This is a genomic window from Urechidicola vernalis, from assembly GCF_031846385.1.
Lineage (GTDB): Bacteria > Bacteroidota > Bacteroidia > Flavobacteriales > Flavobacteriaceae > Urechidicola > Urechidicola vernalis.
Map to the genome: position 1 here is coordinate 300,916 of NZ_JAVRHV010000002.1, position 20,869 is coordinate 321,784.

At 35.7% G+C, this 20,869-nt stretch carries 17 protein-coding genes; 4 read left to right on the forward strand and 13 right to left on the reverse strand.

Annotation, left to right across the window (positions count from 1 at the left end):
- From RM519_RS06615 to RM519_RS06635, 5 genes are read right to left on the reverse strand one after another with little or no spacing between them, the layout of a single operon-like run.
- Positions 1–1,464, reverse strand: a complete 1,464-nt coding sequence (locus RM519_RS06615) for a UDP-N-acetylmuramoyl-L-alanyl-D-glutamate--2,6-diaminopimelate ligase (protein WP_311592867.1) — start codon at positions 1,462–1,464, stop codon at positions 1–3.
- Entirely contained in the window at positions 1,464–3,449 is a 1,986-nt protein-coding gene (locus RM519_RS06620; RefSeq protein WP_311592868.1) for a penicillin-binding protein, read from the reverse strand. Before RM519_RS06620 ends, RM519_RS06615 begins: the two co-directional genes overlap by 1 nt.
- A 1-nt stretch (position 3,450) precedes the next feature.
- Positions 3,451–3,780 carry an FtsL-like putative cell division protein gene (locus RM519_RS06625; RefSeq protein ID WP_311592869.1) on the reverse strand — a complete coding sequence of 110 codons (330 nt, stop codon included), beginning with the start codon at positions 3,778–3,780 and terminating at the stop codon, positions 3,451–3,453.
- Positions 3,781–4,677, reverse strand: coding sequence for a 16S rRNA (cytosine(1402)-N(4))-methyltransferase RsmH (gene rsmH / locus RM519_RS06630; protein WP_311592870.1), 897 nt, complete (start codon positions 4,675–4,677; stop codon positions 3,781–3,783).
- A complete protein-coding gene (locus tag RM519_RS06635) occupies positions 4,664–5,137 on the reverse strand; it encodes a division/cell wall cluster transcriptional repressor MraZ (protein WP_311592871.1) in 474 nt (157 codons plus the stop codon). Before RM519_RS06635 ends, rsmH begins: the two co-directional genes overlap by 14 nt.
- Before the next feature lie 227 nt (positions 5,138–5,364).
- On the opposite strand from RM519_RS06635, the gene RM519_RS06640 reads away from it, so the two are divergent.
- From RM519_RS06640 to RM519_RS06650, 3 genes are read left to right on the forward strand one after another with little or no spacing between them, the layout of a single operon-like run.
- Entirely contained in the window at positions 5,365–6,129 is a 765-nt protein-coding gene (locus RM519_RS06640) for an alpha/beta fold hydrolase (RefSeq protein WP_311592873.1), read from the forward strand.
- A gap of 3 nt (positions 6,130–6,132) precedes the next feature.
- A complete protein-coding gene (gene yihA, locus RM519_RS06645) occupies positions 6,133–6,747 on the forward strand; it encodes a ribosome biogenesis GTP-binding protein YihA/YsxC (protein WP_311592874.1) in 615 nt (204 codons plus the stop codon).
- A gap of 49 nt (positions 6,748–6,796) precedes the next feature.
- On the forward strand, positions 6,797–7,483 hold the full coding sequence (locus RM519_RS06650; RefSeq protein WP_311592875.1) for an RluA family pseudouridine synthase: 687 nt from the start codon (positions 6,797–6,799) through the stop codon (positions 7,481–7,483).
- A gap of 50 nt (positions 7,484–7,533) precedes the next feature.
- Here the strand turns inward: RM519_RS06650 and RM519_RS06655 are convergent, their stop codons facing one another.
- Positions 7,534–8,796, reverse strand: a complete 1,263-nt coding sequence (locus tag RM519_RS06655; protein WP_311592877.1) for a M24 family metallopeptidase — start codon at positions 8,794–8,796, stop codon at positions 7,534–7,536.
- A gap of 244 nt (positions 8,797–9,040) precedes the next feature.
- Here RM519_RS06655 and RM519_RS06660 point away from each other — a divergent pair, with 244 nt between their 5' ends.
- Positions 9,041–10,609 (forward strand): amidohydrolase family protein, encoded by a 1,569-nt coding sequence (locus tag RM519_RS06660; protein WP_311592878.1) that lies wholly within the window; start codon positions 9,041–9,043, stop codon positions 10,607–10,609.
- A gap of 8 nt (positions 10,610–10,617) precedes the next feature.
- Here RM519_RS06660 and RM519_RS06665 read toward each other — a convergent pair whose 3' ends face one another.
- The 7 genes from RM519_RS06665 to ilvD form a co-directional block, all read right to left on the reverse strand.
- The gene (locus RM519_RS06665; RefSeq protein WP_311592880.1) at positions 10,618–12,072 is read right to left on the reverse strand and encodes a carbohydrate porin; all 1,455 of its coding nucleotides are present in this window, start codon (positions 12,070–12,072) and stop codon (positions 10,618–10,620) included.
- Between the two features lie 61 nt (positions 12,073–12,133).
- Positions 12,134–13,723: an NADP-dependent glyceraldehyde-3-phosphate dehydrogenase gene (locus RM519_RS06670; protein WP_311592881.1), complete on the reverse strand. Its 1,590-nt coding sequence runs from the start codon at positions 13,721–13,723 to the stop codon at positions 12,134–12,136.
- Positions 13,724–13,985: 262 nt separating this feature from the next.
- On the reverse strand, positions 13,986–15,245 hold the full coding sequence (gene ilvA, locus RM519_RS06675) for a threonine ammonia-lyase IlvA (protein WP_311592882.1): 1,260 nt from the start codon (positions 15,243–15,245) through the stop codon (positions 13,986–13,988).
- Between the two features lie 13 nt (positions 15,246–15,258).
- Complete coding sequence (gene ilvC / locus RM519_RS06680) at positions 15,259–16,737, reverse strand: ketol-acid reductoisomerase (protein ID WP_311592884.1); 1,479 nt, start codon at positions 16,735–16,737, stop codon at positions 15,259–15,261.
- Positions 16,738–16,767: 30 nt separating this feature from the next.
- Positions 16,768–17,283, reverse strand: a complete 516-nt coding sequence (gene ilvN, locus RM519_RS06685; protein ID WP_311592885.1) for an acetolactate synthase small subunit — start codon at positions 17,281–17,283, stop codon at positions 16,768–16,770.
- A 5-nt stretch (positions 17,284–17,288) separates the two neighbouring features.
- A complete protein-coding gene (gene ilvB, locus RM519_RS06690; RefSeq protein WP_311592886.1) occupies positions 17,289–18,983 on the reverse strand; it encodes a biosynthetic-type acetolactate synthase large subunit in 1,695 nt (564 codons plus the stop codon).
- Positions 18,984–18,986: 3 nt separating this feature from the next.
- Entirely contained in the window at positions 18,987–20,672 is a 1,686-nt protein-coding gene (gene ilvD / locus RM519_RS06695; RefSeq protein WP_311592887.1) for a dihydroxy-acid dehydratase, read from the reverse strand.
- Between the last annotated feature and the right edge of the window lie 197 nt (positions 20,673–20,869).

Genomic DNA, 20,869 nt, shown 5'->3' on the forward strand with positions numbered 1-20,869 from the left:
TTACTTTTGTAATTCTTTTAATATTGTTCTTACCTTTTTATAATCATCAAATTCTGAGCGTACTCCATTCACCTCTTGATATGTTTCATGTCCTTTACCCGCTACCAATAAAATATCTCCTTTTTTAGCCAATTTGCATCCCGTTTTTATTGCTTGTTCGCGATCTAGAATAGAAAGTGTTTTTCTATAATTTTGAGGCTCCACTCCCTTCTCTATATCTTCAATTATTCCTTGTGGGTTCTCCGTTCTTGGATTGTCCGAAGTAAAAATTACTTGAGAACTTAAATGAGAAGCGATATGCCCCATTTTTGGTCTTTTGGTTTTATCTCTATCTCCTCCGCAACCAACAACAGTTATTACATTTTCATTACCTGTTCTTATATCATTAATTGTGTTTAGCACATTCTTTAAAGCATCTGGCGTATGGGCGTAATCTACAATTGCGGTTACCCCTCCATTAGACATAAATTGTTGAAATCTACCATCAACGCTATCCAACTGACTCATTATTTGTAAAACTTCAAATCCATCTAAACCTAATAAATCCGAGGTCGCATAAATAGCCAAAAGGTTACTTGCATTAAAACTGCCGATTAACTTTACCCAAATTTCAGTACCGTTCATGTTTAGCAGTAATCCTGAAAATTGATTTTCCAAAATCCTTACTTTATAATCGGCCATTGTTTTTAGCCCATAGGTTAGTTTTTTAGCTCTGGTATTCTGCAGCATAAAATTTCCATTTTTATCATCCGCATTAACCAAGGCAAAAGCACCCTTAGGCAACTGATCAAAGAATACCTTTTTCACATCTCTATACTCAGAGAACGAATTGTGATAATCTAAATGATCATGACTTAAATTTGTAAATACACCGCCCGCAAACTCCAAACCTTCTGTTCTTTTTTGATGTATTCCATGAGAACTTACCTCCATAAAACAGTAATCGACTCCACTTTGAACCATTAACTGTAAATAACGGTTGATCGAAACAGAATCAGGGGTTGTATGTGTTGCCACATATTCTGTTTCGTCAACCATTACTTTTACAGTAGAAAGCAATCCGACTTTATAACCTGCCTTTCTAAATAAGTTATATGATAAGGTTGCAATGGTTGTTTTACCATTGGTCCCTGTAATTCCTATTAGTTTTAATTTACGTGATGGATTTTCATAAAAGTTTGAAGCAATAATTGCCAAAGCACTATTAGAATCATTAACCTCTACATAAACAACATCATTTATTAAATTCTCTGGCAAATGCTCACAAACAACTACCGCTGCTCCTAACTCTATAGTTTTACCAATGAATTTATGCCCATCAACCTGCACTCCTTTTTGCGCAACAAACAAACTTCCTTGCTGTACTTTTTTAGAATCAAATTCAACCGAAAAAACTTCCGTATCTACACTACCATTAACCTTATTAACAGCTACTCCGTACAATATGTCTTTTAACTTTTGCACTAGACCAATTCTAATTTTATCGTTGTTCCGGCCACAATTTCTTGACCGGATTTTATTGATTGTCTTTTAACTTTTCCGTTCCCCACAAATTCTACTTGCAGCCCTAAGTTTTCTAAAAGTGAAATCGCATCCATACCACTCATTCCTTTTACATTTGGAACCTTTGTTATGGTTGCATTCGAAGTCTCGAAATACATTCCATAATCTTGATTCACAACATCAAACTCTGGCTGAACATTTGGGATTTCCTCTAACAATGGAGCATCTCTATAAATTTTATGTGCAATTTTTTCAAATACAGGCGCGGCAACAATATTGCCATAATATCCCTTCTTCTTGTTTGGCCTATGTATCACAACCATACAAGAGTAAATAGGGTCATCTGCAGGAAAATGCCCTGCAAATGACGCTATGTATTGAGTCGGGGTGTTCGGATCTCCATAATCTAATTGACAGGTACCTGTTTTACCTGCCATTGAAAAATCTGGAGAATATATGTTATCTGCTGTACCTCTTTTCACCACATTTTTCATCAATTCTTTCATTTTATCGATGGTTTCTTGTGAACATATTTGAGGATTTAACACTTCTTTTTCAAATACTTTTTCAACCTTATTTTGATGTCTTATTTCTTTAATAAAGCGTGGTTTTACCATTTCGCCATTATTTGCAATAGCATTGTAGAATGTTAAAATTTGAAGTGGCGTCATTTCAATTCCATATCCATATGCCATCCAAGGCAATGAAATTCCACTCCAATTTTTGTCATCTGGATGCGGCACAATTGGCTGACCCTCTCCTTTAATTGGCAATCCTAGTTTTTGATCCAATCCAAACTCTCTCACTTTATTCGAGAACTTCTCCGGTTGATCTTTATAATTTTCATAAATCAATTTTACCAAACCTACATTTGATGAAACTTCAAAAGCACGTGCCGCATTTATTACTCCATAACCTCCTCTGTGAGAATCACGAACACTTCTTCCATAAATTTTATAAACTCCGCCATCTGTATCCACAACTGTACTCGTATCAATTACTTTATCTTCTAAAGCAATGACCATACTCACCATTTTAAAAGTAGACCCTAACTCGTGCTTCTCATAAACGGCATAGTTTCTTTTCTCATAGTATGTTCCTTCAGAAGTTCTTGCCAAGTTTGAAATAGCTTTTACTTCTCCCGTTTTAGTCTCCATTACTATAACTGAACCATGCTCTGCTTCAAACTTTTCTAACTGACCTAACAATGCATCATGGGCTATATCTTGAATATTGACATTTATTGTTGTAATAACATCTCTCCCATCTTGTGGCTCAACCTCATTATTATCGTTAATTGGCTTCCATTGCCCTTGCGCAATGCGCTGCTTTAACCTCCAACCAGATTTCCCTCTTAAATATTTTTTATATGCACCTTCGATACCTGGCGCACCACGATAATCATCATACCCAATCGTACGTTCTGCAATTTTACCTAAAGGATGTTCGCGCTTTGTACTTTGCTCAGCAATAAAACCTCCTTTATACATTCCCAAATTGAAAATTGGAAACGTTTTCATTGTTTGATAGTCTAAATACCCAATGTTACGAGCAATTAATAAATAGCGATTTTTATTCGCTCGTGCCTTTCTCAGTTTTTGCACATAATGTGAAGACGATTTCCCAAACATCTTTGAAAGTTCATTAGCCAAACCTCTCACACCATCCTCAAAAACTTGCGCATCTACCGTATATGTATCCATTCTAATTTCATAGCGCGACATGGAAGTTGCAAGCAAACTACCATCGTCTGCATACACATTACCACGATTGGCATGAATAGTATCATTCTTTATGGTTCTTTTTTCGGAAAGGCTTCTGTATTTATCGCCATCTTCAGAGTATTGGATACTTATTAATTTGACAATAATTGCGATAAAAAACAGGGTCGAGAAGACAAATACGATATATAACCTGTTTAATATGCTTTTTTTCTTTGTTGCCAACCTACTCTGCTTTTTGAACTACTTTAATTTTTTTTGGAGGATTTTCTGACGGTAGCAATCCTCTCTCTACTACTTTTTTTTGCACTGACGATTCTAATTCTAATCGCATTACTTTTGTCCGGGTATCTATAAATTCTGCTTTCAACTCCCGAATCTCTGAATTCAATTTTGCAATTTTTATTACTTTTTTATCAGTACTATGCGATCTTGAAATCATAAACAACAAGAGCATTACAACATAAATGATAATTCGCCAATTTTTAAAAGCGTCCTTACTAACAAGAATCTTCCCCTTTAACGCATTATATATTCCTTGTTTAAATTTTGACATTTAAGCTATTGTTGCAATTCTTAATTTGGCGCTACGTGCTCTATTATTAATTTTAATTTCCTCTTTTGTAGGGATGATCATTTTTCCAACCTTTTTTAAAGGCACTTCAAAGTTTCCATAAAAATCTTTCTCTGGCTCTCCTTCAAACAATCCATTTCTAATAAAACGTTTCACCAATCGATCTTCTAAAGAGTGATATGAAATAACACTTAACCTACCACCTTCATTTAACAATTCTGGCATTTGACTTAAAAACTCTTTCAGCACTTCAATTTCTTGATTCACTTCAATACGAATCGCCTGAAAAATCTGAGCCAAAATCTTATGTTCTTTTGCTGCTGGCAAAAACTGTTTCAACACGGTCTTTAACTCAAAACTTGTTTTAATCTTCTCTTCTACTCTAGCCTCTACAATTTTTTTAGCCATTGCTCGTGCATTTCGCAGTTCGCCATAATTAAACAATACAGCACTCAATTGCTCTTCACTGTATTTGTTAATTACTGCAAAAGCTGACAATTCATCTTTCTGATTCATTCGCATATCCAAATCAGCATCGAAGCGAGTAGAAAATCCACGTTCTGCTTCATCAAATTGATGAGAAGAAACACCTAAATCAGCCAATACACCATCAACTTTTTTTATACCATAAAAACGTAAGAACCTTTTTATAAACCTGAAATTTTCAGGTATCAACACAAATCGTTCATCATCTATTGCGTTTGCTTGCGCATCTTTATCTTGATCAAACGCGAACAACTTTCCATTCTCACCAAGCCTATTCAAAATTTCTTTAGAATGACCTCCTCCACCAAAAGTCACATCCACATAAACTCCATCTGGTTTCAAATCCAAACCATCTATACTTTCGCACAGCAAAACTGGGTTATGATACTCCATCTTCATCATCCATTACATTCCCCATCACTTGTTCTGCCAATTCTCCAAAGTCAAGTGCCGCTTCATCAATTGCATTCTCATATCGATCCGTATCCCAAATCTCAATTATCCCTACTGCCGATGACAGCGTAACCTGCCTTGTGATTCCAGCAAATTTTTGCAAATCATTAGGTATCAACAAACGCCCAGAAGCATCTAATTCTACCATTTTAACACCAGCGGTAAAGCGTCTAATAAAGTCATTGTTTTTCTTTACAAAGCGATTCAACTTATTCACTTTCTCCATCATTGTATTCCACTCAGACATTGGATACAACTCCAGACATGGCTGAAAAACAGCTCTTTTAATAACAAACCCCTCTTGCAACACGGGCGCCAATTGCTTCTTTAACGAAGACGCCATCATAAGACGACCTTTCGCATCAGCTTTGCACTCGTATGTACCAATTAAGTTTATCATTTAGTTAGTGTTAATCAATTTCAAAAATAGAAATTATTTTCCACTTTTTCCCACATTCTACCACTTTGTTGATAACTTTTACCACCACTTCTTAAATTAGGATAGCAACTTGACAAACAAAACTTTACCATATCGGCAAAATTTTAGTTAGGCATATTTATAAAAAAATCGTACTTTGCTTTAAATTGGCTACATTTGCCGAAGTTTTTAAATAGACGCTTTACAGTATGAGTTATACACTAAAAAATGAAGGGAAATTCAGTTATATTGAAGAGGGCGAAGGACAACCAATTATAGTACTGCACGGACTTATGGGTGCGTTAAGTAACTTTGATGGGATTGTATCGCATTTTTCAAAAATTGGATATAAAGTTTTGATTCCTGAATTACCGCTTTACACTTTGCCTCTAGTTAAAACAAATGTTCGAAATTTGTCTAAGTTCGTTAAGGAGTTTATCAATCATAAAGGACTAGATGACGTCATCTTTTTAGGCAACTCATTAGGGGGTCACATTTCATTATATTTTACCACGCATAATGTTGATAACGTTAAAGCTTTAGTCCTAACAGGTAGTTCTGGACTATATGAGAACTCCATGGGAGATACCTACCCAAAGAGAGGAAATAAAGAATTTATTGAAAATAAGGTAAGAGAAGTTTTTTACGACGATAAAATTGCAACACCAGAGTTGGTAGATCAAGTTTTTGAGATTGTAAATGACCGTATAAAAGCAATAAAGACCCTGTCAATTGCAAAAAGTGCTATAAGACATAATATGGCAGACAATTTGCCAGATATGAATATTCCCACCTGTTTAATTTGGGGAAAACAAGACATTGTTACACCTCCAGAGGTTGCCAATGACTTTGACCGATTAATGCCTGATTCTGAATTGTTCTGGATTGATAAATGTGGTCATGCTCCAATGATGGAACGTCCAGATGAATTTAACGAAAAACTAGAAGACTGGTTTAAAAAGAGAAATATTTAAATCATGAAAATTCATTCGGCAAATTTCATTATCAGTAATACTGATGTTTCAAAATGCCCAAAAGATCAATTGCCTGAATATGCTTTTATTGGCCGCTCTAACGTTGGTAAATCTAGTTTAATTAACGCATTAACCGACCATAAAAAACTAGCAAAAACATCTGGGAAACCTGGAAAAACACAATTAATAAATCATTTTAAAATTAACGATGAATGGTTTTTAGTGGATTTACCCGGGTATGGTTACGCACAAGTTTCTAAATCAAAACGGAAAACATTTCAGAGTTTTATAAAGGATTATTTCTTACAAAGAGAACAACTTGTTTGTACTTTTGTTTTGGTAGATTCTAGGCATGAACCACAAAAAATTGATTTGGAATTTATGCAGTTTTTAGGTGAAAACGGCGTTCCTTTTGGTATTATTTTCACCAAAGCTGACAAACTTGGAAGTTCAACTTTAAACAAGAACATAACCAAATATAAAAAGCAATTGCTTAAAACTTGGGAAAGCATTCCAACGCATTTTATTACATCATCAGAAACTGCAATGGGAAGAGAGGATGTTTTAAATTTCATAACTGAAGTAAACAAAAATGTTGTCGATAACTTTAAGTCTTAGAATTACAACTAGTTAATTTTCGAATTAAACGAAATTAACAACAATTTAAATGCACAGCACAAAACACAACTTACAAATACTTTTTGAGGACAATCATTTACTGATTGTAAACAAACGTGCTGGTGATATTGTGCAAGGAGATAAAACTGGCGACACACCGTTAAATGAGATCGTAAAATCTTATATAAAAGACAAATACGACAAACCAGGTAATGTTTATTTAGGCACAGTTCATCGGCTAGATAGACCCACAACTGGCGTTGTTATTTTTGCAAAAACATCGAAAGCCTTAGAGCGCTTGAATAAAATGCTACGCGATAAAAATATTAACAAAACCTATTGGGCTGTTGTGAAAAATGAACCGCCAAAAGAAAAAGACACCCTTATAAATTGGTTGCGAAAAAACCCAAAAAACAACAAGTCTACCGCTTACTTTAAAGAAATTGACGGTAGTAAAAAAGCCATTTTACACTACAACATTCTTAAAAAATTGAAATCTTATTTATTACTAGAAATTGATTTAGAAACTGGAAGACATCACCAAATACGTAGTCAACTTTCTAGTATAGGAAGTCCAATTAAAGGTGATTTAAAATATGGTTTTAACCGTAGTAACAAAGATGGAAGTATTCATTTACATGCCAGGAAAATTGAATTTACTCACCCAGTGAGCAAAGAGCAAGTTTCAGTCACAGCCCCTATACCAAAAGATGTGATTTGGGAAGCCTGTAAATAAGAAAAATCAACAAAACAACTTCTAAGCCATAATCTTTATCACATCAGTTTTCAATTGTTATGTGAAAGCATTCTAGGAATCGTCATTAGTTCAGTTTGTCTCCCATCAATATAAAAAACTTCTTCTCCATTGAAAAAAGCATCTTCCTCGAGCATAATTCTAATGTCTTTGTTCCACTCCTCTATATAGACGCTCGCATTAAGTTCAATAGAATAAGCAGTATTCTTATACAAGTCATAATCTCCCTTACCTGGAACACCGTTCTGCTGATCCCACATGCCTATCGCTGGACCTCCACCATGCCCGTGGTAACCTATTGGATGTGTATATATTAGCCCCCTAATACTTTCCTTTTTACATTGCTCCAAACTCGCTTTTAAAATATCATTCCCGGTACTACCCAACTTAAAATTTGAAGTAAGAATATCCTGCAGCCTATTCCCTGTTTTCAGCGCTTTCTTTAAAAAATCGGGAGCCTCTCGCTCACCCGATTTAAGAATATAAACATGTTGTTGCGTGTCAGTATTTAAACGTAAATAATTGATTCCAAAATCTACATGAACTAAATCACCTGGTAGAATTAAGGATTCATTAGGAGATTTCGACGGGTCAAATTTTCCTTTATCAGAATTAGAACGCTGAATTGAGACAGTTGGATGAAACCAAGTCGTAAAACCTAGTTCTCGAATCCTATCTCTATACCACCACTCTACATTGTTAGTAGTCGTAACTCCCGGCTGAATAACTTTTTCAGAAAATCCTTCTGCAATAATTTGATGTGCCATTCTAACTATATTGCCATATACCATCATCTCTGAATCTGTTCTAGTTTCCAACCATCCTAACGCAAGTTCTTCTGCATTTACCAACCTTGTATGATACTTTTCTGGCAAAACTTCTAACAACTTATCATAATGTGTAGAAGAAAGACCGTCTGCCAATCCAAAAGTTTCGGACTTATTAATACCAATTTTATTTGGATTCTTTTCAGAAATTAAATCCGCCAACGCCTGCCATTGATTAGGCTCTTTATCTTTATCCCAAACTGTTTTAAATATACTTCCAGTATCATACCTATTCAACCCAAAAGTCTGTAAACCTTTTCCTTCACCAGGATTATAAACTATTAAAATTGTTGTACGTCTAGCCGATTGCCAAGTAGCTGGTAAAAGCGTTTTAATCACCGGATCCTCGTTGTATTCTCGAGCAATTATGAGCCACATATCAATTCCCGAGCGATTCATTATTTTAGGCAAAACCACATCAACTCTCTCCTCCAGCCAAGTGTCTATTACCTGGGCCCGTTTCTCCATATTAAGAGTAATTGGAACATAAGAATTTTGAGCAACAATTTGATTATATATCACTATAAAAAAACAAATGGAAAATTTCTTAATATTGTTCATAATGGAATAATTAGTGGTTTATATTGAATCGTTTTTGCTATGAAATACATCAGTATAGCGAATTTCGACATTTTAAAACTAAGAACCAAACCATCTTATTTAACCACTTTCAAAAAAACTATTATATTTAAAGAATCCAAACTTCTATTTTATGAAACCAACAAAATTATTCTTTCTTTTTTCTTTCGTCTTTATTTTCAATTCATTTTCTCAAGAAAATTATTTAGGAGAAGGCCCTTTCAATCAATTAATTATTAAGGGTGTAATGCTAATTAATGGAGACGGCTCTCCACCAAGAGGACCCATTGATATTGTAGTTGAAAATAATAAAATTGTAAAGATTCAAGTTATTGGTTATCCCGGAGTTTCAATCAATGAAAATCGGAGACCAAAACTAATTGAAGGTGGAAAAGAACTAGATGCATCTGGCATGTATTTATTACCTGGTTTTATTGACATGCATGGGCATATCGGTGGTAATGCACAGGGTGCAGACCCTGAATATGTATTTAAGTTATGGATGGCTCATGGCATTACAACAGTAAGACAACCTAGTGGAAAAAGCGCAAAGGAACTTTTAGAATTAAAAAATAAAAGCAATGCAAATGAGATCGTTGCGCCTAGAATATTCGGATATACAGGCTTTGGAAGCGGAGCTGAAAACGGGATTAACACCACGGAAGAAGCAAGAGCATGGGTCAGAGAAAACGCAGAAAAAGGAGCAGACGGTATAAAGTTTTTTGGAGCAGAACCAGAAATTATGACCGCAGCACTGGATGAAAATAAAAAATTAGGCCTTGGGTCTGCATGCCATCATGCCCAATTAAGTGTTGCACGATGGAATGTTTTACATTCGGCTAGAGCAGGCTTAACATCTATGGAACATTGGTATGGTCTGCCAGAGGCACTATTCGAAGATAGAACAATTCAGAATTACCCTTTAGATTATAATTATCAAAATGAACAGCATCGATTCGAAGAAGCTGGAAAACTATGGGCACAAGCGGCAAAACCATATTCGGAGCATTGGAATAATGTTATGAATGAATTAATAGATTTAGACTTTACATTAGATCCAACTTTTAATATTTACGAAGCCAGCAGAGATTTACATAAAGCAAGACGTGCAGAATGGCATGAAGATTATACACTACCTTCATTATGGAAATTCTACGAACCTAGTAAAATATCTCATGGCTCTTATTGGCACGACTGGGGAACCGAACAAGAAGTCGCTTGGAAGAAGAATTATCAACTTTGGATGACTTTTATAAATGAATATAAAAATAGAGGAGGACGCGTTACGGCCGGTTCGGATTCAGGATTTATATATCAACTTTATGGTTTTGCCTACATTCGAGAATTAGAACTATTAAGAGAGGCAGGCTTTCACCCTTTAGAAGTTATTAGAGCAGCTACATTAAATGGTGCAGAGGCCTTAAAGTGGGACGATAAAATTGGCTCCATTCAAGTTGGGAAATTAGCCGATTTCGTTATTGTAGACGAAAATCCTCTAAAAAATTTAAAAGTATTATATGGAACCGGTGCTGTTAAATTAACAGAAGATAACGAAGTTATTAGAGCCGGCGGAGTTAAGTTTACGGTAAAAGACGGAATTATATATGATGCAAAAAGATTACTCTCTGATGTTAAAAAAATGGTAGATAGTGAAAAGGAAAAGCTAGACTGGGATCTTAAACAACCAGGAGTAAAGAAATAAGTCTAATCCTAATTCCATACCCACCATTCTGCTTTAACACCAAAATAATAACCCCATTGTTTTTCTCCTGCAAATTGCAAATATGGAGAATACAATGACTCTTTGGCGTAATCATTATAATATGCGGCAGACGCCACAAAACGCAAATGAGGTCTTGCCCAAACATCACGTTCTCCTGTAGGAACCAATACTGGCGCAATACTAAATTTTGTCATGCTAGCCACTGGATTATCTCCATCGGTGCGTTGAGAATAATGTAATTCTGTTAGCAAATGAAAATAATCAGATATAAAATGTTCATTTCGAATTCCAACGGTTAAATCAAACTTTTTATTATATACCTCTCTACCAAAATAGGTTTTCGCCAATCCGTTAGTTGCTGCTCCTCCTTTACTAGCTGTTATAATTCCATAAGCGTTTAACGCATATTTATCCGAAAAGTTAAACACAGCATGATCTACCAATGCCCAAGAATAGGCTCCGTTAAAATTTAGTTTATCTAAATCAGGTGCACCAAAGGTTGCCCAGGTTTTAGAAACACCTCCATCACCTCCATTGGCAATTCCAGACCCATATCTAATGGTAAAATCATTAAACGACCCAGGATTTAGATTTTTTAAATTTGAAGTCAATCGTGCTCCAAAAACAAAACCATCATCCGAAGGAAAATTTGTAATAATGTCTGGGTTTTCTGGTAATTGCACAGGATCGTCTACTTCGTCATAACCCGCATCAGCCATTCTATGATATTCGCCCAACAGAGTAATTTTATGATCTTCATTTAAATCAAAATCCTGCTCTACTAGCATAACAGTTCGCTGTCTTAATTCTGCACTTGGCGTACCTGTTTTAATATTTAAATAAAAGTATGGCGGGACCGTTGAAGTAGTATCAGTTGATGAAACGAAGATTGTGGCAAATCGAGTTTTCTTATACTCTACTCCAAAACCCTGTCCACCATGGTCATTAAAATAAAAGTGATCTGCAATATGCACATCTGGTCCGCGATACAATCGAGAACCTACCCAAATACTCAACTCTTTTCCTTTTATATTCCTAGCTTCCACAAAAATTTCAGGAACCGACAATGTCAAACCTCCCAAACTTGTTGTTGAACTGTTTCCAAACAAGGATAAACTATTAGAATACATAGCAAAACGAACTTGCGCATGGATATTAGTTTCATCACCATCCTTAGGACTCCAATGAAATGCTGGCGCTAATTCTAAATAATCTTGCTCTTCCAATCTACCACCAATACTTCCCATATTGTTCAGGTTTAATCGGCGACCAATAGAACCTCCATTTTCAAAAGACCAATCTACCCCAACACGACCATAAGACCCTAATGAAACGTTTTTATTAGATACATTTTGATAAGATATTTGACTTGTGGAATTTTCAAATGAAAAAAGAAAAAAGAATAACAAAACAAAGAAATAAATGTGTGAAAATTTCTTCATAGCACAGTTTTTTACGGTTAGTTAATAATCATAAAGTTACAAAAAACTTGAATGATTTTGACTAATTCATAAAATTAGACTGCTTAGACACCTTCAAATCTTTAAGGATATTGTTGTTTTCTTGCGATTCCTTTAATGCAACCATTGTACGAACTGAGAAGGATTTTAATGCATCTGTAACACTTAAAGTGCTTACAGCAGAATCTTTACGACCTACAAACGGAAATACGTCTGGCCCTCGCTGGCATTTTGAGTTGATGTTTACCCTACTTACTTGATTTACCAATACATCAATTAAAGGTGCTAACGATGTTGCATTACTCGAAAACAAACTAACTTGCTGCCCGTAATTTGATTCTGAAATGTATTGTAAAGGCTCTTGAACATCCTTAAAAGGAACAATCGGAACTATGGGCCCAAACTGTTCTTCATGAAATACACGCATCGATTCATTTACCGGATACAACACCTTTGGACTAACTAAATTCTCAGAATCTGACTGTCCCTCGCTATTCAGCACCTCTGCCCCTTTTGAAAGCGCATCAGATACCAATTCCCTTAAATAATTTGGCTTATGCGGTTCCGGTAACGGAGTAATCCTCACTCCTTCTTCCCAAGGCATTCCAATTTTTAATGCATTAACCTGCTTTACAAATTCGGCGTTAAATTTAGATACCAAACTCTCGTGTACAAATACAATTTTTAAGGCCGTGCAACGCTGCCCATTAAAACCTAAAGATCCCAACACACATTCTTTTACACTCAATTCTAAATCAGCATCTGGAAGAATAATTGCAGGGTTTTTTGCCTCCAAACCTAATACCAATCTCAACCGATTTTGTTTTGGATGCAACCCTTGTAAGGCATTGGCAGATGTACTATTTCCAATCAATGCCAACACATCTACTTTTCCAGATTTCATAATTGGAGTAGCCAACGTTTCACCATCACCATAAATAAAATTCACGACGCCTTTTGGAAAGTGTTTTTGAAATAATTTCAACAATGGTTCAAATAACAGCACTCCGAATCGAGCGGGTTTGAAAATAGTTGTATTTCCCGTTAACAACGCTGGAATCAACAAACAAAAAGCCTCATTTAAAGGGAAATTATAGGGCGCCATACACAACACAACACCCAAAGGGCTTCGCTTAATTTGAGCCGTTATGCCTCCATGCGTTTCCATGATGCTTTGCTGCGCATCCAACTTTTCTATTTCTTCAATAGTATCTTTTATGTAATCAATTGTACGGTCAAACTCCATACAAGATTCATCATATGATTTACCAATTTCCCATAGCATCCATTTTACAACTTCTTCACGTTGTTGTATCATTTCTTTAGTGAATGCGTGCACTTTTTCTACACGCTGCTCTATGGTCATCAACGGCCATTCTCCACGGCCATTGTCATATGATTTTTCAGCTGCTCCCAACGCTATTAAAGCATCAGATTCTTGCATTTTTGGAATAGACCCCAGAACTCTTGGCATTGAATTCCCTTTTGAATCTTCTTCATAAATAGCCGCATTTACAGTCGTCATTTCTCCAGTCCATTGCACTAACTCACCATTTAGTAAATACGTGTTTTGATGCAAGTCTTCAACTTGAAAATCTTCGGGAACATGAAAGTTTTTGAGGTAATTACTCATAGCCATTTGTTAGACTACAAAGGTAGTATTTTGTCCTATTTAAGAAAACAATAGCCCTTAATTGTTCTCGATACATTTGCTTTCAGCAAACACTCGAACGGACATTTCATCGAAAAGTTTCTAAGCTAAAAATTAAGCAGCCCTATTCCCGACAACTATCTGAACCTACGTTGAGGACATAATTCTTACTTCCCTTTAGAGAGTATTAAGGTAGGCATTATACTCCTTGAATAGATTCCCGCCTTCGCGGGAATGACAATTGTTAAGTAATGAATTCAAACAGACGTTCATCATCATTAAGGTACTTTCCTAAAAAACCAAGCGTTTCCATTCTTGATAGCAATGGATCAAAATCTAATTTGTTTTTCAATTCAATTCCGACTAATGCGGTAGAAGTTGAACGTTGATTCTTTTTAGTATATTCAAAATGTACGATATCATCGTTCGCGCCCAATACATCTACTACAAATTCTTTCAAAGCACCAGGGCGTTGCGGAAATTTAACTAAGAAATAATGTTTCAAACCTTGATATAATAAGGCACGTTCTTTCATCTCTTCCATTCGAGTAATATCGTTATTACCGCCACTCACAACACAAACAACGTTCTTACCTTTTATTTTATCTTGTAACAAATGAAGCGCAGCAATACTCAAGGCTCCAGCAGGCTCCACTACTAACGCATTTTCATTGTACACTTTTAAAATGGTAGCGCAAATCAAGCCCTCATCAATAGTTAAAACATCCTCTAATACTTCTTTACAATACTCAAAATTTTGATCCCCTAATTTCTTAACAGCAGCGCCATCTACAAATTTCTCGATATGTTCTAATTCTGTGTTTTCTCCATTCTCTAAAGAAACTTTTAAAGAAGGAGCTCCGGTTGGTTCAACACCTATAATCTTAGTATTTGGGCTTAATTGCTTAAATACACTACCAACACCTGATGCCAAGCCACCACCACCAACAGGTAATATTAAATAATCAATTTCGGCTTCAGAGTTTTGCAAAATTTCTAACCCAACGGTCCCCTGTCCTGCAATCACATCAATATCATCAAAAGGATGAACGAAACTGGTATTTTGAGAATCGCAATACTTCTTTGAAGCATGGAAACTTTCATCAAACGTATCACCAATCAATTCAATTCTCACAAAATCGCCACCAAACATTCGAACTTGCTGAATCTTTTGCATTGGCGTTGTAACTGGCATAAATATAACACCATGAACTTCCAATACTTTACAGGCGAATGCTACACCTTGAGCATGATTCCCAGCACTAGCACAAACAATTCCTTTTTTCAGTTCTTCTTTAGAAAGGCTGCTAATTTTATTATAAGCTCCCCTTAATTTATAAGAACGAACTACTTGTAGGTCTTCACGCTTTAATAAAATATTTGCATCGTGCAACTCAGAAAGAGATTGTACAAATTGCAAAGGTGTTGTTTTCACAACACCTTTGATATTCGTATTCGCATTTCGAATGCGATCTAATGACACTAAATTATGATTCTTGGTCATAGTTTTTTTTCATTTATGAAACGATTTTCTTCATATCTGTCATAGACAAACGTAATTCATACCCAACATCCTCTACTCCATGAGATTCAATTGCTTCGTTCACATCAATCAACGTTTTGTTATCAACACCATTTCCTTGTCCAACACCAAATGCAGTACCTATAATATCAGTATCTACAGTCTTCATAAAGTCTTCTAATAAAGGCTTACAAGCATGATCAAATAAATAACATCCGTACTCAGCAGTATCTGAAATAACTCTGTTCATTTCGAACAATTTCTTACGTGCAATTGTGTTTGCAATAAGCGGTGTTTCGTGTAATGATTCGTAGTAAGCAGATTCTGCGATAATACCAGCATCGGTCATTGCTTCAAAAGCTAATTCTACACCAGATTTTACCATTGCAACCATTAATACTCCATGATCGAAATATTCTTGTTCAGAAATCTCAACATCAGCAGCTGGTGTTTTTTCAAAATTCGTTTCACCTGTCGCTGCTCTCCAAGTCAATAAGTTTTTATCATCGTTAGCCCAGTCTTCCATCATCGTTTTAGAGAAATGACCGCTCATGATATCATCCATATGTTTTTGGAATAAAGGACGCATGATATCTTTTAATTCTTCAGACAATTCAAAGGCTTTAATTTTAGCTGGATTAGATAAACGATCCATCATGTTTGTAATTCCACCATACTTCATTGCTTCAGTGATTGTTTCCCAACCATACTGAATCAATTTTGAAGCATATCCAGCATCGATTCCTTTTTCAACCATTTTGTCGAAACATAAAATAGAACCTGTTTGTAATAATCCACAAAGAATTGTTTGCTCACCCATTAAATCAGATTTTACCTCAGCAACGAAAGATGAGTGTAAAACTCCTGCTCTATGACCACCTGTACCAGCAGCATATGCTTTTGCTTGATCAAACCCTTTTCCTTCTGGATCATTTTCTGGATGCACAGCAATTAATGTTGGCACTCCAAATCCTCTTTTATACTCTTCTCTAACTTCAGAACCAGGACATTTAGGTGCAATCATTACTACCGTTAAATCTTTACGAACTTGCATTCCTTCTTCAACGATATTAAATCCGTGAGAATATGACAATGTCGCTCCTTCTTTCATCAATGGCATCACTGCAGAAACCACAGCAGTATGTTGCTTGTCTGGAGTTAAGTTAGAAACGAAATCTGCAGATGGAATTAACTCTTCGTACGTACCGACAGTAAACCCATTTTCAGAAGCATTCAAAAACGATTGACGCTTATCTTTAATCGCTCCTTCTCGCAATGCATAAGAAACATCCAATCCAGAATCACGTAAATTCAATCCTTGATTCAATCCTTGTGCTCCACACCCTACAATTACTATTTTTTTCCCTTCTAAAGCCTTAACGCCTTCCGAAAATTCAGAAGTGTCCATAAACTCACATACACCCAATTGTGCCAATTGCTCTCTTAAAGAAAGGGTGTTAAAATAATTTGCCATTTTTTATCTAATTTAAATTCTATTTTTTATTTAATATTTTAATAATTCTGAGATATTCATTGCTTCTTTTGAAACAGATATTCTTCCGGAACGCACGAATTGCATAATCCCAAAAGGTTTTAATTTATCATATAACCCTTGAATTTCTGACCTCCTACCCGATTTAGACAATACAAAAAAGTCCCGCGCCACGGTTACAATTTCTGCGTTGCTTTCCTTTATAATATTCTGAATCTGACGTTCATCAAAAAGTAAGTCCGATGCAATTTTAAACAAGGCAGACTCACGATAAATAGTTTCATCATTGGTATGAAAATATGCTTTAATCACCTCTACTTGTTTTTCAATCTGCCCTACAATTTTCTTTACGTTTTCTTCAGTAGATCTAATTACAATTATAAATCGAGACACATCTTCGATTTCAGATTCTGAAACCGTTAAACTTTCAATATTGATGTGACGTTTTAAAAATATTCCTGAAATACGGTTTAACAACCCTAAATGATTTTCAGAATACACGGATATGGTAAATTTTCTTTGTTCCATAATTATTAACTTAATCTCATATCTGATACCGAAGCTCCAGTTGGAATCATCGGAAATACATTATTTTCTTTTTCTATACACACTTCTAAGAAATAGGCTTCCTTAGAATCCATCATTTCTTGAACTGCTCCTGCTAAATCTTCTCTTTTTGTAACCCTAGTTGCCGGAATATGATACCCTTTTGCAATGGTAATAAAGTCTGGGTTTATCATTTCAGTAGACGCATAACGCTTATCAAAGAACAACTGTTGCCATTGACGTACCATTCCTAAAAATTCGTTGTTTAATACAACAATTTTTACGGGGACTTTTGTTTGAAAAATGGTTCCTAATTCTTGGATAGTCATTTGATAGCCACCATCACCAATAATTGCAACTACCTCCCTATTTGGCACACCCATTTTAGCACCAATCGCTGCTGGTAATGCGAAGCCCATTGTTCCTAATCCACCTGAAGTTATATTACTTTTAGTTTGACTAAATTTTGCATATCTACACGCAAACATTTGATGCTGCCCAACATCTGAAACGATTACCGCATCATCATTAGAAGCTACGTTAATTTGCTCTAACACTTCTGCCATAGTCATCCCCTCTTTTGTAGGATGTAAGTCTTCTTTGATTACTTTATCAAACTCAATGGCATCTTTCTTTTTAAATTCTTCTCTCCAAACTGAATGATTATTCTTATTGATTAATGGTAGAATTTGTGCTAAAGTATCTTTTACATTTCCTAAAACGGCAACGTCTGTTTTTACATTCTTATCGATCTCTGCTGGATCAATTTCAAAATGCACCACTTTTGCTTGTTTTGCATACGTAGCCAAATTACCTGTAACACGGTCATCAAAACGCATTCCTAAGGCAATTAACACATCGCATTCGTTTGTAAGTACGTTTGGCCCATAATTACCATGCATTCCAACCATTCCCACATTTAAAGAGTGTTTCGTTTCTAATGCCGATAAGCCCATAATGGTCCATGCAGACGGAATGTCAGCCTTTTCAATAAATGCTTTTAATTCTGCTTCAGCCTCACCTAAAATAATTCCTTGTCCGAAAACGATCATCGGTTTTTTAGCCGCATTAATTACATCGGCAGCTGCTTGAACTTTTGATGGTTCAATTTTTGGAACTGGTTTATAACTTCGGACTCCTTTGCACTTTTCATACGAAAAATCCAATTCATCCATTTGTGCATTCTTTGTAATATCAATTAATACAGGACCCGGACGACCAGATCTAGCAATGTAAAATGCCTTTGCCATAACCCCAGGAATTTCATCCGCAGAAGTTACCTGATAGTTCCATTTTGTCACTGGCGTTGAAATTCCAACTATATCAGTTTCTTGAAATGCATCAGACCCTAATAAATGTCTTGCTACCTGCCCAGTAATACACACCATTGGTGTAGAATCTATTTGCGCATCTGCAATTCCGGTAATTAGGTTCGTTGCTCCCGGACCTGAAGTTGCCATAGCCACTCCAACTTTTCCAGTTGCACGTGCAAATCCTTGTGCAGAATGCGTAGCTCCTTGCTCATGACGTGTTAATACGTGTTGTAACTTATCTTGATACTTATATAATTCATCGTAAATAGGCATAATGGCTCCTCCCGGATATCCATATATTAAATCAGCGCCTTCTTCTAAAAGACACTTGATAACGGCCTCTGCTCCTGTTATTCTTTCGGTACTCATAGTCTAAAACTTATCTGTTACACATCCTTCAGAAGCCGAAGCAACTGTATTTGCATATTTGTATAATATTCCTTTTTTGTGTTTCAATTCTGGTGCAACCCAACTCGCCTTTCTTTCTGCTAATTCTTCATCAGAAAGCAATACGTTTATTGAGTTATCTTCTGCACTAATTCTAATATTGTCTCCTGTTTTTAACAATCCTATTGCTCCACCTGATTGTGCTTCTGGAGTAATATGACCTACCACAAATCCATGCGTTCCACCTGAAAAACGACCATCAGTAATTAAGGCAACCGATTTTCCTAATCCTGCTCCCATAATTAATGAAGTTGGCTTTAGCATTTCTGGCATCCCTGGTCCTCCTTTTGGACCAACATAACGAATCACAACAACATCTCCTCTTTGCACTTCTCCGTTTGAAATCCCAGTATTCGCAGCTTGCTCTCCATCATACACAACTGCCTTACCTTCAAACAACAAACCTTCGTTTCCACTAATCTTTGCTACAGCTCCTTCTGTCGCCAAGTTTCCATATAAAATCTGAAGATTTCCCGATGACTTTAATGCATTCTCTTTTGTGTAAATTACATCTTGATCATCTTCTTCAAAAGATAACGGTTCAACATCTGCTAAATTCTCTGCCAATGTTTTTCCTGTTACAGTTAAACATTCTCCATGTAAATACCCGTTGTCTAATAAATATTTCATCACAGCCGGCGTTCCTCCAACACCATGCACATCTTCCATTAAATATTTACCTGATGGTTTCAAATCTGCAATTAAGGGTGTTCTATCACTTACTCTTTGAAAGTCTTCTAAATTAAATTCGATATCTGCTGCATGTGCAATTGCTAAAAAGTGTAATACCGCATTGGTAGATCCCCCTAAAGCATTTACAATTGCAATGGCATTTTCTATAGATTTCTTAGAAATAATATCTAAAGGTTTCAAATCCAATTCTAATAAGTTCTTAACTGCTCTCGCTGTTCTTTCGCTTTCTGATAATTTATTTGGATTCTCTGCAGGAATTGAAGAGTTATATGGCAATGCAAACCCCATTGCTTCAATAGCCGACGCCATTGTGTTTGCCGTATACATACCACCACAAGCTCCTGCACCCGGAATTGCTCTTTTTATAATTTCTCTATATTCATCTTCATCAATCTCACCTGCTACTTTTTGACCTAAGGCCTCAAAAGCGGAAACGATATTCAATTTTCTTCCTTTATATTTTCCCGATGCAATTGTTCCCCCGTACATCATAATTGACGGACGATTTAAACGCAACATTGCTATAACTGCACCTGGCATATTTTTATCACATCCAACTACTGAAACCAACGCATCATAACTTTGAGCATTCATTACTGTTTCAATAGAATCTGCAATAATATCTCTAGAAGCCAAAGAATAGTTCATTCCAGAAGTACCCATAGAAATTCCATCACTAACACCAATTGTATTGAAAATTAATCCGAATTGACCTGCAATATTACATTCTGTTTTTACTTCGGCTGCCAAATTGTTTAAGTGCATATTACAAGGATTACCATCGTAACCAGTACTTGCAATTCCAACTTGGGCTTTATTCATATCCTCATCAGTAAGACCAACTGCATATAGCATTGCTTGTGATGCCGGTTGCGACTCATCTTGCGTTAATCTTTTACTATGCTTATTTAACTCCATAAAGGTTTATTCCTATTTAATTATTCAAAATTACTTTCTATCCTATTAATTTGTGATTATTCAATTTCATATTTACAATACTAAAACCACAGTAGCACTGTTTAATGTTCTGATAATTAGTTTTTTACGGTATTATATTTTACACCAATCACGGTATTTTATTAAAAATACTTTTAGTTTATTCATAAAAAAACCTC